The sequence below is a fragment of the Bifidobacterium intestinale genome, assembly GCF_023656765.1.
GTDB classification, from domain to species: domain Bacteria; phylum Actinomycetota; class Actinomycetes; order Actinomycetales; family Bifidobacteriaceae; genus Bifidobacterium; species Bifidobacterium hominis.
The window spans coordinates 40,077-53,019 of record NZ_JAMOKR010000007.1 but is presented as its reverse complement, the minus strand read 5'-3'; the positions used below and the strand labels follow the sequence as shown (position 1 = coordinate 53,019).

Genomic DNA, 12,943 nt, shown 5'->3' with positions numbered 1-12,943 from the left:
CACTCACCCACCTCAGGGAACCCCAGCCGGGGAACCACTCGCTGAGCGGCAGCAAGAGATAAACCTACAGCACAACGGCCGGCAACGCAAATCGGACATCCACGAACACCACGAAAACCATTGAAAACACTGGACTCCACCGGCGTGTCGAAAACGGCCTTCCACGCGCCGCGAATCACAAAACAAACCCCACCACCGCCCAAAAACCGTCAGAAAAAGCTGGCAGCCGCGTGTCGCACACCGCAACAACGCGGCAACCACACGGCAACCAGCAAATCAATACATCACAGCAGATCACAAACGATCGGAAAGCCAATCAAACACCAAACGCAATGCGCGGGTGCTACAGAATCCATAACAGGCATGGCAAGTGTTATCGAGTTTGTAGAACGTCACATCCTTGCCAAGCGACTTCAACGTGGCATACGGACGACACCTTTGATTGAACGGCACCAACTGATCGCGGCCACCATGCACAATCAGCAACGGCGGCACCGCCATCGATTCGATATCGATCGCTGCAACTGCCGGAGCCGTTTCGGTCGTATCAGCGCCGTCATCCGCAATATGCCGTGCAATGTCAGTAGTCATAATGCACCTCTTATTCCATTCCTGTTCCGTATATGATTATCGAAATGGTTTTTCTCAGATTTGATTGCCTGACATTCCCTGTTTCACGTGAAACATCGGAAGTTACGATATGCGGCTATACCTAAGATATGAGCAAAAAGATCGCAGTATTGACGGGGGCGGGGATTTCCACGTCCGCAGGTATTCCCGACTTCCGTGGACCGGACGGCGTCTGGACCAAACACCCTGAACAAACGAAAGTGTATGACATCGAAGCGTTCCTTTACCACAAGGAAGACCGCGAGTATTCCTGGCGCTGGCAGAAGGAATCGCCCGTATGGAACGCGCAGCCAGGTACCGCGCACAAAGCGCTCGTCAAACTGGAACAGGCTGGACTGCTAACACTGCTCGCCACACAGAATTTCGACGCACTCCATGAAAAAGCCGGCAATAGCAGCGACATCATCGTCAATCTGCATGGCACCATCGGCACCTCGCACTGCATGAAATGTCATGCGAAATACGACACCGCCGACATTATGGCGAATCTCGACAACGAACCAGACCCGCACTGCCATCGCAGACTGCCATACAACGGCAACATGCCATGCAACGGACTCATCAAAACCGACGTAGTCTACTTCGGCGAAGCTCTGCCGGACGGCGCGCTCGAAAAATCATATCGCCTCGCGACGCAAGCCGACGAACTGTGGGTCATCGGATCCACACTGGAAGTCATGCCCGCGGCAAGCATCGTGCCCCTGGCCGCAGAGGCTGGCGTGCCGATCACCATTATGAACATGGGGCGCACGCAATACGACCGCCTGGCAGACCGGCTCATCCACGACGATATCGCGACCGCTCTGCCGCAACTCGTTGATGAGACAATCGCCGCAGAACAAGGCAAGTGACGTCAAGTACGCAAAAGTACACGAAAAGGCTCCTCGACCCGATTGGATCGAGGAGCCTTTTTGATGCGGAAGATATGCGAAATCCGCACTTATCCACCGTGGACGATCAGTAAATACGCTTGGGCTGGAAACCGGCTTCGCGCAACGCCTCGAGCACACGATCGATGTGATCGGGACCATTCGTTTCAATAGTCACACCCAACGCCACAGCGTTCGCGTAGTGGCTGGACGCCTTGAACTGGTCGTGATCCAGCGCGATGACGTTCGCGCGCTGCTCGGCCAGCAACGTGGCAACCTTCACCAGCTGGCCCGGCGTATCAGGCAGCTCGACCTCGAAATGCATGATGCGGCCGCGGGTGATCATACCCTTTTGAATCACAGCGCCGATGGATACCGTATCTTCGTTGCCGCCAGACATGATCGGCACCACCACATGCGGGCCCTTCGCCTCGGCGAACTTGCGCGAGCGCAGGTTGAGATGCTCAAGCGCAGCCAGAGACACGGCGCCAGCAGCTTCGACAACCAGCTTGTGCTTTTCGAGCATGAGCAGGATCATCTCGTTGATGTCACGCTCGGTCACGGTAACGATGTCATCAAGGAATTCATTGAGCAGCGCGAACGTGAGATCGCCCGGACGCTTCACAGCAACGCCTTCGGCAGACGTACGCACCTGGTCGGCGGCAACCACATGCCCCGCGGCCAGCGAGTTCTTCCACGCTGGGCTGCCTTCCGGAATCGCGCCAATCACGCGCACTTCCGGCTTGAACGTCTTGATGGCAAGCGCCACGCCGGCACCGAGGCCGCCACCACCCAGCGGCACGACCACATCGGTGACGTTCGGCACGTCTTCGAGGATCTCGAGACCAATAGTGCCTTGACCGCACAGCACCTCGTAATCGTCGAACGGCGGCACGTAAATCATGCCTTCCTTGTCGCTCAATTCCTGGGCGCGGGCTGCGGATTCGTCGAATACTTCGCCGTACAGCACCACGTCTGCGCCGTACGCCTTAGTGGCGTCGACCTTCAGCGGCGGGGTGATCTGCGGCATGCAGATCGTTGCTTTTGCGCCGCGTTCGCGAGCCGCATATGCCACGCCCTGCGCATGGTTACCGGCGGAAGCGGTGACAATGCCGTGAGCCAGCTGCTCGTCGCTCAGGGATGCGATCTTGTTGTACGCGCCACGAATCTTGAACGATCCAGTGACCTGGAGATTCTCAGGCTTGAGCAGAATCTCATGTCCGGTCATGTCGGACAGCACCTTGGACGGAATGATTGCCGTGTGGCGTGCAGTGCCCTTGAGCCGTTCGGCGGCTAGTTTCAGTTCAGCTGCGTGATCGCGCTGCAATGCTTTGAGAACCTCGTTTTGTTCCATGAACGTTATTGTAAGCGCACGTCTGCCGAAACTACCTGATCATGCGGATTCTGCCATGAAAAGTGAGATTATTTTTGCAAATACTTGCGAAATTGAGATTGCTTACAAACGCAATCGGAGCAATCGGAGCAATCGGAGATAATCAGGAATAATCGCAATACAACAATCGCAATAAAAAAGCGTTCGTACGATCCCGTGATGAATCGCACGAACGCTTTTTGCAGAGAGTTTATAGGAAAGATCGATCAGAGCTGAATCACGACCCCCTCCCAACGAGCAAGCTCGCCGCGAGCGACCGACTTTACGCTATGCACGGCATCATAGGTGCTGAGCAGCACCTGCGACTCGCCCACGCCATCCTCAAGCAGTTGCGCGACCTCAGCAGGCACCTGCGCCGTCTTATCAGTGAGATTGACGATGACGAGAATCGTGTCGTCGCCGCTGGTACGGGTGAAGGAATACACCTGCTCGCTGTCTGCCGCGACTAGATTCCATTCGCCCGTCGCGATGGTCGCGTTGTTGTGGCGCATGGCGATGAGCTTCTTGTAGAAGCTGTACACGGATCCGGGATCGTCGAATTCCTCGGCGGCGTTGATCTCCACATGGTTCGGGTTCACGCCGATCCACGGTTCCGTCGCCGCGTCCGGCGCGGTGAAGCCGGCATACCTGGAAGCATCCCACTGCATCGGCGTGCGTGCGTTGTCGCGGCCGATGAGTGCGAGCGCGTCCATCATCGATTCTGCGGACTGGCATTTTGCTTCTTCCACGCGCTGGCGGTAGGCGTTGATGGCCTCCAGGTCGCGGTACTGCTCGAGCGTGGTGAAGTGGGCGTTGGTCATGCCCAGCTCTTCGCCCTCGTAGATGTACGGGGTGCCGCGGTGCATGTGCAGCAGCATGCCGAACGCCTTGGCGCTCAGCTCGCGCGACTCGCGGTCCGTGTCATTGCCCCAACGGGAGACGACGCGCGGCTGATCATGGTTGCAGAAGAACAGGCTGGCCCAGCCGGCGTTCCTCACAGCCTCCTGCTGGTCGGCGAGGCGGGCGCGCAGATTCTTGACTTCGAACGGCACGGTGTTCCACTTGGAACCTTCCTGGTCGATGCCCACGTGGTCGAAGAGGAACAGCATGTCAAGTTCGCCGTTCTTCGGATCGGTGACATGCTCGTTGCGTGCCGGAGTGATGCCCGGCGCTTCGCCGACGTTCATATAGCCTTCGCGGCCTTCGAACACTTCGCGGCGCATTTCGGCAAGGAACTCGTCGATGCGCGGACCGTCGGAGCACCATGGGAACGGGCTGGAATAGCCTTCCTCACCAACCGGATAATCCTCAATCTCGCAGCCGTCTTCTCCCGGCAGCTTGCCGTTCTTATCAACAGTCTTCGAAACCTGCGTGATCACATCCATACGGAAGCCGTCAATGCCGCGATCCATCCACCAATTCATCATCTTGTAGACGGCCTTGCGCACTTCCGGATTCTCCCAATTCAAATCCGGCTGCTTCTTGGAATACTGGTGGAAGAAATACTCTCCGCGCTTCGGATCGTACTCCCAAGCGGAACCGCCGAAATAGGAACCCCACTGGTTCGGCTCGGCGCCCGGAGTGCCCGGCTCATGCCCCGGCCTGGCTGGACGCCACCAATACCAGTCGGCACGCGGATCGTCCTTGTCGCGGGAGGCCTGGAACCAGGCATGCTCGTCGGACGTGTGGTTGACCACCAGATCCATCACGATCTTCAGACCGCGCTTGTGCGCTTCGGCAAGCAGCTCGTCCATGTCCTCCAAGGTGCCGAACAGCGGGTCGATGTCCTGGTAGTCGGAGATATCGTAGCCGTTGTCGTCCTGCGGCGACTTGTAGACCGGGGACAGCCACACCACGTCCACGCCAAGATCGGCCAAATAGTCGAGACGGCTGGTGATGCCCTTCAGATCGCCGATGCCGTCGCCGTTCGTGTCTTGGAAGGAACGAGGATACACCTGATACACCACCGCGTTGGCCCACCACGGGTTCGGGGTCGCGCCGTTGGAACGCACGGTGTCGGGAAGGGTGGAACGATTGAAATTCGTCATGTCGTGGAGCTCCTTTGCTTGACGTTTGTTGGATTTTCGTTCGATCTTTCGTGACTAACTCTGCCCGTTTTCAGCTCATGTCAGCTTCATGCAGAAGATCGATTTTGCCTACTCCCCTATGGTATGCAACCCTGTTTTTCTTTCTTTCCCGCGGCGAGTTGTGCAAAGCAAGAAAAGAATACGCTTCTTACGGACGCGAAAAACCAATCCGCAAAAATAAAAACGCGGGACGTTCCAGAAAGGGAAATGGAACGTCCCGCGCTGGGGAATGGGATAGGCCAGTCCCGCTCAGAGCGGTGAAGTGTTACTTCCTGAACGGACGGCCTACGGCCGCATTGTCCCTGCCTTCACTCGCCTATCGGATCGGCTCAGGAGGAGCCTATGAACAGTCCACAGGACTGTTCACTTAACGGCTCCGCGCATCACGCCACCGACGACCCACTTTTGGGCGAAGACGTAGACGATGAGGACCGGGGCCATAGCCATCAGGTAGGAGGCGAAAGCCATCGGATAGTTCGACGTGAACTGGCTTTGGAACACGTACTGTGCCAACGGAATCGTCTGGTTGCTCTGGTCGGTCAGCGTGATCAGCGGCAGCAGGAAGTCGTTCCATGCCCACAACGCGGTCAGAATCGCAATCGTCGCGTTGATCGGTCCCATCAGCGGGAAAATGATCGTCCAGAAAATGCGCCAAGTGGAAGCACCGTCAATGCGAGCCGCCTCTTCCAACGAAATCGGAATCGAGCGGATGAAACCGATCGCGATGAACAGGTTGGTGCCAATGCCCAGAATCGTGTACAGCACGATCAGGCCGAGCTGGTTGTCAAGGTGCAGCGAGCCCATTTCCTTGGCGATCGGCAGCATGACGACGGTGAACGGCACGAACATCATGGCCAGGAAGAAGTAGTACAGGAAGCGGAAGAACCGCTTGTCCATGTTCCTTGCCACGGCGTACGCGACGAACGTGTTCGTCAGCAGCGTCAGCACCACAGCGCACACGGTGATGATCGCAGAATTGAGCGCGGCCTTCGGATAGTTCACCTTGTTCCACGCGTCCGCGAAATTATGCCATTCCCACGTGGTCGGCAGGCTGAACGTGCCCGCTTCGCCCGGCGTCTTCAGCGCGGTGACGACGGCGAAGTACAGCGGCACGAGCACCGTCAGGCTCAGTACGGCGACGGCCGCCGTCAGCCACCAGTTGATGCTGTGGTCCTTGCGGATCTTCTCCGGCTTCGCTTGCGATTGTCCGCTTTGCGCGGCGGCCGGCTTGGTTGCAACAGTTGCGCTAGTCATGATTTCTTCCCCTTACTCTCAGACCTTTTCCTTGCCGCTGAAGAACTTCAGCTGCACGAACGCGAAGATTGCCAGCACGATGAAGAACGTGACCGCGTTGGCCATCTGATAGGAGTATTCGCCGTTGCCCAGGCCGTTCGCGAAGATCAGGTAGGAGACGGTTTCGGTCTTGGAATCCGGGCCGCCCTTGGTCAAGGCCATGATCTGATCGAACGCGCCGAGCGAACCCTTGAGGCTCAGCACCATGTTGATGGTGAAGAATGGGCCAATCAGCGGGAAGGTGATCTGCCAGAAGTTCTGCCAAGCGTTCACACCGTCGATGGCCGCGGCCTCGTAGATTTCGTTGTCGATGGTCTGCAGACCCGCCAGATACAGCAGCGTGGAGTACGCCACGCCCTGCCAAATCGACAGGAACACGATCGGGAACCATGCCAGATCAGGATTGGAAATCATGGACGTGGACAGCCAATCGATGTGCAGCGCCTGGCCGAGGGCCGGCAGCGGAGTCATGAAGATGTACTTGAACACATAGCCGATGACCAGCACCGACAGGGTGTACGGAATGAAGAAGATGGCTCGGAAGCCGTTCTTGAAAGCGATTCTGGAATTCAGCAGCACCGCCAGGAACATGCCGATGAAGTTCGTGCCGATGGTGATCAGGATGGCGATGAAGATCGTGAACAGGTAGGCGTGGCCCACACGCGAATCCTGGAACATGGCGATGTAGTTCTTCAGACCGATGAACTTGTAATCGCCATAACCCTGCGAATTGGTGAACGAATACATCGCGCCCTGCAGGAATGGCCAGTACAGGAAGATGCCCACGAGAATCGCGGCCGGGACGGTCATCCAATAGAACGCCGGATCGACCTTGCGCTTGGAGAACTGCGAAACCTTCTTCTTCGGCTTCTTGTCAAGCTTTGCAGCAGTATTGCCAGTCATTGTCGTTCCTCCCCTCACCTGAAGTTTCTGGCTTCGATCTTGTCGTATTCGGATTGCATGCTGTTCAGGAATTTTTCGGTGTTGCCCGACTGAATCAGCGTCTGCAGGAAGCCTGCGAGATTGATGCTGGCTGGCACGTAATGGTCGCAGAAATCGGCCAGCTTGCCCGCCTGGTAGAAGTCGAGCACGCCATTCAGCGCTTCGTCACCCACATACGTGTCTTTGTAGGGGGTGAATGCGGACTGCTGCTTGGAGTAGTCCTTGATGTTTTCGTCGTTCATCAGAAAGTCGATGAATTCGCGCGCTTCCTTCTCATACTTGGTGTGCGCACCCATGGTCAGAATCACGTCATCGCCTGCCGTGAGCTGCTGTTCTTCGGCATTATCAGTTGCCGGCATTTGCGCGAACCGCAGGTTGGCATCGCTGTTGATGAGTCGGATCTGCGGAATCGCGTAGGTGCCGAGTGGCAGAATCGCGGCTTTGCCAGCGGCCAGATCCTGCGTAGCCTGCTGGTAGGTAACTGCCGGATTCTTCTGCGTGTAATTCTGGTAGATCTCGACCAGCTGATCGCTGACAGTGCCCCACAGGTCGGAGAATTTCTTCGATCCGTCTTTGAGGGAAAGATATTCGGATTCCGGCACCAGCGTGGAATTGAGTGACGCCAACGGCGCCTGAAGTGTCCACGGATCGGCAGTGCTCGCTTCGATCGGTACAATACCCTTGCTCTTGAAGCGTTGCAGCAGGTCGATGAATTCGCTCCATGTCTGCGGCGGATTGTCGGGATCCTCGCCCGCCTGCTCCCACACGTCGGCGTTGATGATGTAGCCAGATGCGTTACCCGCATACGGCAGGCCGTACAGGCGCTTCTTGGATTCGTCGTTGGTTTGTACAAGGCTCTTGGCGATGTTCACCATGCCTGGATTGAGTTCGTCGACGATCTCGTCGTCGGTGAAATCGTGGAAGACGCCCGCTTCGGCGAGCATGCCGTAATTGATGTCGCCGTTGATGGTGATGACGTCGGGTTCGCGATTTTTCACCAGTCGCGTACGCAGATCGGTGGTTGCGTCGGACGAATTGTTGACGTTGACTTTGATGTTGGGATGGGTTTTCTCGAATTCCTTTGCTTTTGCGGTGAACCAGTCCGCCGCTTCGGCTTTATACTGGAAGAAATCCAAAGTGACGGTTCCAGCGGTGCTGTTGCCGCAACCGGCAAGACCGGCAGTCAATGCGACTGCGCATACGGTTGTGAGCGTACGGTATACAATCCTCCTGAATTTACCTACACTAGTGATGGAATCAGGTTTCATTCTCGACTCCTTTGTATCTTTTCTCCATTACGGTGAAGCAGCTTCCTTACCGCATCACCGTTACTGGAAATTATAGAAGGAGGCAGTTTTCATTCCCAGCTCAGCGCGCCTGTACGGGGTGGAAAACAAAAACGACGAGATTTTGTTACTCTGAGAAAGTAATTTGATGCACGATGTGCGCGAACGGGAGTACGAAGGATGGTGCAGATGGCGGTTTCACCTCTGCCACAGTGGTTTGAAGGCTCGGAATATACCCATAAAGTCGCGGTTTGCGTCATGAAATACGGTCCGATTTCGCGTATTACTTTGGCGCAGATTTTAGGACTTTCGCAGGGCGCGGTTTCTCGTATTACCAGCGATCTGATTTATGCTGGCGTGATCGAGGAGACGCCGATGCCGTCCGGCAAGGCCGGTAAACTGCCGAAAGGTTTCGTTCAGAAAGAAAATGCGGAACGTCGCGGCCGCCCGCAAACGGGATTGCGAATAATCGAGAACGCGCGATCTTTCGTCGGTATGAAAATCAATGCGACGCATATTTCGGCGGTTGCGGTCAACGCAATCGGGCAGATTATCACCGGATGCCACGATTTGGAAATCGAAGACACGTCGCCGCAAGCCGTGGTCGCGCTGATCAAACAACTAACGATCGACTGTTCCGACGAGGCGGAGATGGCGGGATGGCCGAAACCGTGCGCCGTGGGAATCTCACTGGGCGGGCATATCGTCGACAATGCCGTAGTGACGTTCGCACCGTTCATGCACTGGTCTCAGCCCGTGGAGCTCTCCGCTATGGTTCGCGAGGCTACTGGATTGCCGACGGGCATTTACAACGATATCGATTCGTTGGTCGTTGATGCCTGCATGTTTGGGTCCGGCGTTGGATTGGGTAGCTTCGCGGTACTGACGTTCGGCGCAGGCGTCGGCTATTCGTTGACGGTCAACGGCGAGCTGGTGAGCTGTCCGGATAAAAGTTACGGTTTGGTCGGGCATATTCTGGTCGATCCGGATGGACCGCGTTGTGTTTCCGGACACAAGGGATGCGCGCAATGCCTGTCCGACAACTCAATCGCGGCGGAATATTCGCAGATTATCGGACATCCCGCATCATTCGACGATTTCGCACGTGACGCACGCACGAACAAACCGCAGGCGACGAATCTGGTGAACCGCACCTGCTTCCGTCTCGGCACCATGGTGGCGACCATAGCCAATCTTGCCATGCCAGACAAAATCATGATCGCTGGAGAATCGTCGTTCATCGCGAAATTCGGCATTGACGACTTGCGCAACGGCATCAACATGTATCGGCATAGCCAGGCCGCACCAGTGGATTTTGAAATTCCCGACCATGATTGGGCATTGTGGGCCAAGGCTGCCGCAGCGCAGGCGATTCGGCAATATGTTGGCTGATTGATTACTTGATTGTTTTTTAATGCAAAAATCCTCCCTTTTGTTCAGGGAGGATTTTTGTTATGCGATTACGGCTTATTCAGCGCTCTCGACGGGCGCAAGCACGGCCTTGAAAAGGACTGCTTGCGCCGGATGCAATGCCGGCGGGCGGATGCCGTACGTGGCGAGCGCACGTCCGGTCATCTTCACACCTTCGACCTTCCACCAGCCGAGCGGGCTCTGTCCGTTGGTGATGTCTTGCTTGGCAAGGTCGAGGCTCACGTCGAGCGGAGACACCTCATACACCTTGTCGGGGTCGAGGCCGGGCAGGCGTACCGGCGAGGCCGGGTAGGTCTGCGAAGTGGTGAGCTGGGTGAAACGGTAGATGGCGGCCGCCTTGTTGGGCATGACCACACCATCCAAGCGCACTGCCGGATCGGCGGCGTCGGAATGCACGACTGTGTCGACGGCGAACCATTCGCGATGCTTCTTGAATTCGGCGACCCATTCGGCGAGCTTGTCGATGTCTTCCTGTGGTTCCTTGAGCAGGTTCCATTCGATGCCCATGTGTCCGAAGAAGGCCATGGCCATGCGCAGTTCCTGCGTGGTTGCGCGGTGCGTGGAGTGTGCCGGTGATGCGCCCACGTGTTCGCCGATCATTTCCGGAGGCACGAGCAGCGAGGTGTAGCGCTGGATGTCGGCGCGTTCCACCGGATCGACGCAGTCGGATCCCCAAATGCGGTCGGCTACTTCGAGAATGCCGAGGTCCACGCGGCCGCCGCCGGAAGAGCAGCTTTCGATTTCAAGTCCCGGATGTGCGGCCTTCAGATCGGTGAAAATGCGATATACGGCGAGCGTCTGCTGGTGCACTGCCGGGCGTCCGGTGCGCGGAGAGACGGCTTCGGTGACGAGCTTGTTGTGATCCCACTTGATGTAGTCGATGCCGAGTTCACCAACGAGCTTGTCCATTGCGTCGTAAATGTAGTCGTAGGCGTCCGGATTGGTCAGGTCCACAACCTGCTGGGTACGTCCCTGCATTGGCAGACGGCCTTCAGTGGGCTTCAACACCCAGTCGGGATGCGCGCGGAACAGGTCGGAATCCGGGTTGACCATTTCCGGCTCGAACCACAGGCCGAATTCGAGTCCCTTGCCGTGCACATAATCGGCGAGTGCCTTGAGTGACTTGTCGCCGTCGGGCCACACGTCTTGCGAGACCTGCCAGTCGCCAAGGCCGGAGGTGTCGTCGCGGCGGGAGCCGAACCAGCCGTCATCCACCACGAAACGTTCCACGCCACTTTCCACAGCCTTGTCGGCGAGTGCGGTGAGGGTGTCGTAATCATGGTTGAAGTAGACGGCTTCCCACGTGTTGAGAATGACCGGGCGTGGCTTGGGTGCGATGTTGTGTTCAACGAGCCAGTCGCGGTGCACGCGGCGAATGTAGCCGTGGAAGCGGGCTGCGACTTCGTTGAGGCCTTCGCCATAGGAGCCGATGAGCCATGGGGTGGTGTAGGACTCTCCGTTGGCGAGGCTGATTTCACCGCCGAACAGCACTTCGCCGCCGCCAATCACGCCGCTGGTATAGGGCAGGCGTTCCGCGGAAAGCACGCTGTTGCCGCTCCAGGCCACGTGTGCGGAGTAGACGTTGCCGTGCGTGAAGCCGAAGCCTTTTTCGCCGACGCTGAGCAGCAGGGTGGCATCGAAGTCTGGGCGTCCGGCCATGGATGCTTTGGCGAAGCGGCCGAGGGTGAAGTCTTGACGCTGTGGGGAGCGTTCGCGCAGATGGTGGCCGGTGGTGGTGAGGATTTCGTTGGCGTCGGCCGGCACGGTGAATGCGAGTTCGATCTTGCCGACTTCGAGCTGGCCTTCGCCGGTGTTCACGACTTCGGCGTTCTGGCGGATGAGGCCGGTTTCGTCGAGTTCGCAGGTCCAGATGAGTTTCACATGCTGTTCCACGTCTTCTGCGGTGACGGTAACAGTTGGGGTCTGCTTGGGTTCGTCGGCCACGCTCCAGCTCGGGTATCCGTCTTTTTCACCCATGACGTAGGTTTTGCCAGCTGCCACGGTTTCGGCGGTGATGTTGCTGACTGCGAACTTGCAGAACAGTTCCACGCCGTCGCGGCGCACGTCGAAGCGGGTTGCGCCAATCCAGGATTCGGATTGCGTGGGCAGTACGCTCGGCCATGGGGTGTAGTCGAGCGCGCCGGAAACGCGCTGTGGCATTTGCGCGTCGAACATGTCGATCACGGTTGCCGGGGCTGCGAGCGGACGGCCCCAGTGCACAAGTCGCGGCAGATCATTACCGGGGAATACGAGTGCGAACGCCACGTTCGCGGCTGGCTGTTCGGCGTAGACCGCAGTGAGTTCGGTACCGTTGGTAGCGTTGCCATGGAAGGTCTGAATGAGCGTCATTGCAGCATCCTTTACATATTGCGATTGCCTTGTATTGTCACCTTCGATGATATGTCAAGCTTTATTTGTTGACGTCGTCGAGCGTGTTTCTTTCTTTCGGAAAGTATTTCTTGCGACCGTCAAATCACCGCAATCTTCTTCGTGAACGTTACTGCGCAGTCAGCAATCATCTTTACCGAGATTTACTTGGTATTTCAATATTTCTTACGTTTTTCTTGCGACTGCAAAATCGAGTTACCGTTTTCCAGCAAAAAAATCAGTCATTAATCGTGCGCATTCCATTTCGCACACACCACCGACGACTTCCGGAACATGGCCGACGTGAGGGTCACGCGGAATGTCCCAAATCGAACCGCATGCACCCAACTTGGCATCCCACGCGCCGAACACGATTCGTCCGACATGCGTTTGCAGACACGCGCCGGCGCACATCGGGCACGGCTCCAAGGTAACAATCAACGTGCAATCGGCAAGATTCCACGTACCAAGCGACCGAGCGGCCTGCGTCATGGCCTTGACCTCGGCGTGCGCCAACGGATCGGCATGCGCCTCACGCAGATTACGCCCCCGACCAATCACCGCTCCCCCAGCGTCAAGCACGACGGCACCGACCGGCACCTCACCCTCCGCTGCGGCTTCACGAGCCAACTCAATCGCAAGTCCCATGTCGTCACTCCACTGCAT

At 57.2% G+C, this 12,943-nt stretch carries 10 protein-coding genes; 2 read left to right on the top strand and 8 right to left on the bottom strand.

Going from position 1 to position 12,943, the window contains the following annotated elements:
• Positions 1 to 294: 294 nt before the first annotated feature.
• Positions 295 to 591: an alpha/beta hydrolase family protein gene (locus tag NBH13_RS08615; RefSeq protein ID WP_250779582.1), complete on the bottom strand. Its 297-nt coding sequence runs from the start codon at positions 589 to 591 to the stop codon at positions 295 to 297.
• 128 nt (positions 592 to 719) lie between these two features.
• Here NBH13_RS08615 and NBH13_RS08610 point away from each other — a divergent pair, with 128 nt between their 5' ends.
• Positions 720 to 1,481 carry an SIR2 family NAD-dependent protein deacylase gene (locus NBH13_RS08610; RefSeq protein ID WP_099571441.1) on the top strand — a complete coding sequence of 254 codons (762 nt, stop codon included), beginning with the start codon at positions 720 to 722 and terminating at the stop codon, positions 1,479 to 1,481.
• A 106-nt stretch (positions 1,482 to 1,587) separates the two neighbouring features.
• Here the strand turns inward: NBH13_RS08610 and ilvA are convergent, their stop codons facing one another.
• The 5 genes from ilvA to NBH13_RS08585 all read right to left on the bottom strand — a co-directional run bounded on the left by ilvA (position 1,588) and on the right by NBH13_RS08585 (position 8,461).
• Positions 1,588 to 2,853, bottom strand: coding sequence for a threonine ammonia-lyase (gene ilvA / locus NBH13_RS08605; RefSeq protein WP_099571442.1), 1,266 nt, complete (start codon positions 2,851 to 2,853; stop codon positions 1,588 to 1,590).
• 245 nt (positions 2,854 to 3,098) lie between these two features.
• Entirely contained in the window at positions 3,099 to 4,919 is a 1,821-nt protein-coding gene (locus NBH13_RS08600; protein WP_250779581.1) for a glycoside hydrolase family 13 protein, read from the bottom strand.
• A 402-nt stretch (positions 4,920 to 5,321) separates the two neighbouring features.
• Positions 5,322 to 6,212 carry a carbohydrate ABC transporter permease gene (locus NBH13_RS08595; RefSeq protein ID WP_250779580.1) on the bottom strand — a complete coding sequence of 297 codons (891 nt, stop codon included), beginning with the start codon at positions 6,210 to 6,212 and terminating at the stop codon, positions 5,322 to 5,324.
• Between the two features lie 18 nt (positions 6,213 to 6,230).
• Positions 6,231 to 7,154 carry a carbohydrate ABC transporter permease gene (locus tag NBH13_RS08590; protein ID WP_237949477.1) on the bottom strand — a complete coding sequence of 308 codons (924 nt, stop codon included), beginning with the start codon at positions 7,152 to 7,154 and terminating at the stop codon, positions 6,231 to 6,233.
• A gap of 14 nt (positions 7,155 to 7,168) precedes the next feature.
• Complete coding sequence (locus tag NBH13_RS08585) at positions 7,169 to 8,461, bottom strand: ABC transporter substrate-binding protein (RefSeq protein WP_250779579.1); 1,293 nt, start codon at positions 8,459 to 8,461, stop codon at positions 7,169 to 7,171.
• Between the two features lie 207 nt (positions 8,462 to 8,668).
• On the opposite strand from NBH13_RS08585, the gene NBH13_RS08580 reads away from it, so the two are divergent.
• On the top strand, positions 8,669 to 9,871 hold the full coding sequence (locus NBH13_RS08580; RefSeq protein WP_250779578.1) for an ROK family protein: 1,203 nt from the start codon (positions 8,669 to 8,671) through the stop codon (positions 9,869 to 9,871).
• Positions 9,872 to 9,946: 75 nt separating this feature from the next.
• Here the strand turns inward: NBH13_RS08580 and NBH13_RS08575 are convergent, their stop codons facing one another.
• Positions 9,947 to 12,259, bottom strand: a complete 2,313-nt coding sequence (locus tag NBH13_RS08575) for an alpha-galactosidase (protein WP_099571448.1) — start codon at positions 12,257 to 12,259, stop codon at positions 9,947 to 9,949.
• A 234-nt stretch (positions 12,260 to 12,493) separates the two neighbouring features.
• Positions 12,494 to 12,943 carry a nucleoside deaminase gene (locus tag NBH13_RS08570; RefSeq protein ID WP_003835363.1) on the bottom strand — a complete coding sequence of 150 codons (450 nt, stop codon included), beginning with the start codon at positions 12,941 to 12,943 and terminating at the stop codon, positions 12,494 to 12,496.

Coding starts and splice junctions, on each gene's coding strand:
- NBH13_RS08615 (WP_250779582.1), bottom strand. CDS start 591: ATGACTACTGACATTGCACGGCATATTGCGGATGACGGCGCTGATACG.
- NBH13_RS08610 (WP_099571441.1), top strand. CDS start 720: ATGAGCAAAAAGATCGCAGTATTGACGGGGGCGGGGATTTCCACGTCC.
- ilvA (WP_099571442.1), bottom strand. CDS start 2,853: ATGGAACAAAACGAGGTTCTCAAAGCATTGCAGCGCGATCACGCAGCT.
- NBH13_RS08600 (WP_250779581.1), bottom strand. CDS start 4,919: ATGACGAATTTCAATCGTTCCACCCTTCCCGACACCGTGCGTTCCAAC.
- NBH13_RS08595 (WP_250779580.1), bottom strand. CDS start 6,212: ATGACTAGCGCAACTGTTGCAACCAAGCCGGCCGCCGCGCAAAGCGGA.
- NBH13_RS08590 (WP_237949477.1), bottom strand. CDS start 7,154: ATGACTGGCAATACTGCTGCAAAGCTTGACAAGAAGCCGAAGAAGAAG.
- NBH13_RS08585 (WP_250779579.1), bottom strand. CDS start 8,461: ATGAAACCTGATTCCATCACTAGTGTAGGTAAATTCAGGAGGATTGTA.
- NBH13_RS08580 (WP_250779578.1), top strand. CDS start 8,669: ATGGCGGTTTCACCTCTGCCACAGTGGTTTGAAGGCTCGGAATATACC.
- NBH13_RS08575 (WP_099571448.1), bottom strand. CDS start 12,259: ATGACGCTCATTCAGACCTTCCATGGCAACGCTACCAACGGTACCGAA.
- NBH13_RS08570 (WP_003835363.1), bottom strand. CDS start 12,943: ATGCAGTGGAGTGACGACATGGGACTTGCGATTGAGTTGGCTCGTGAA.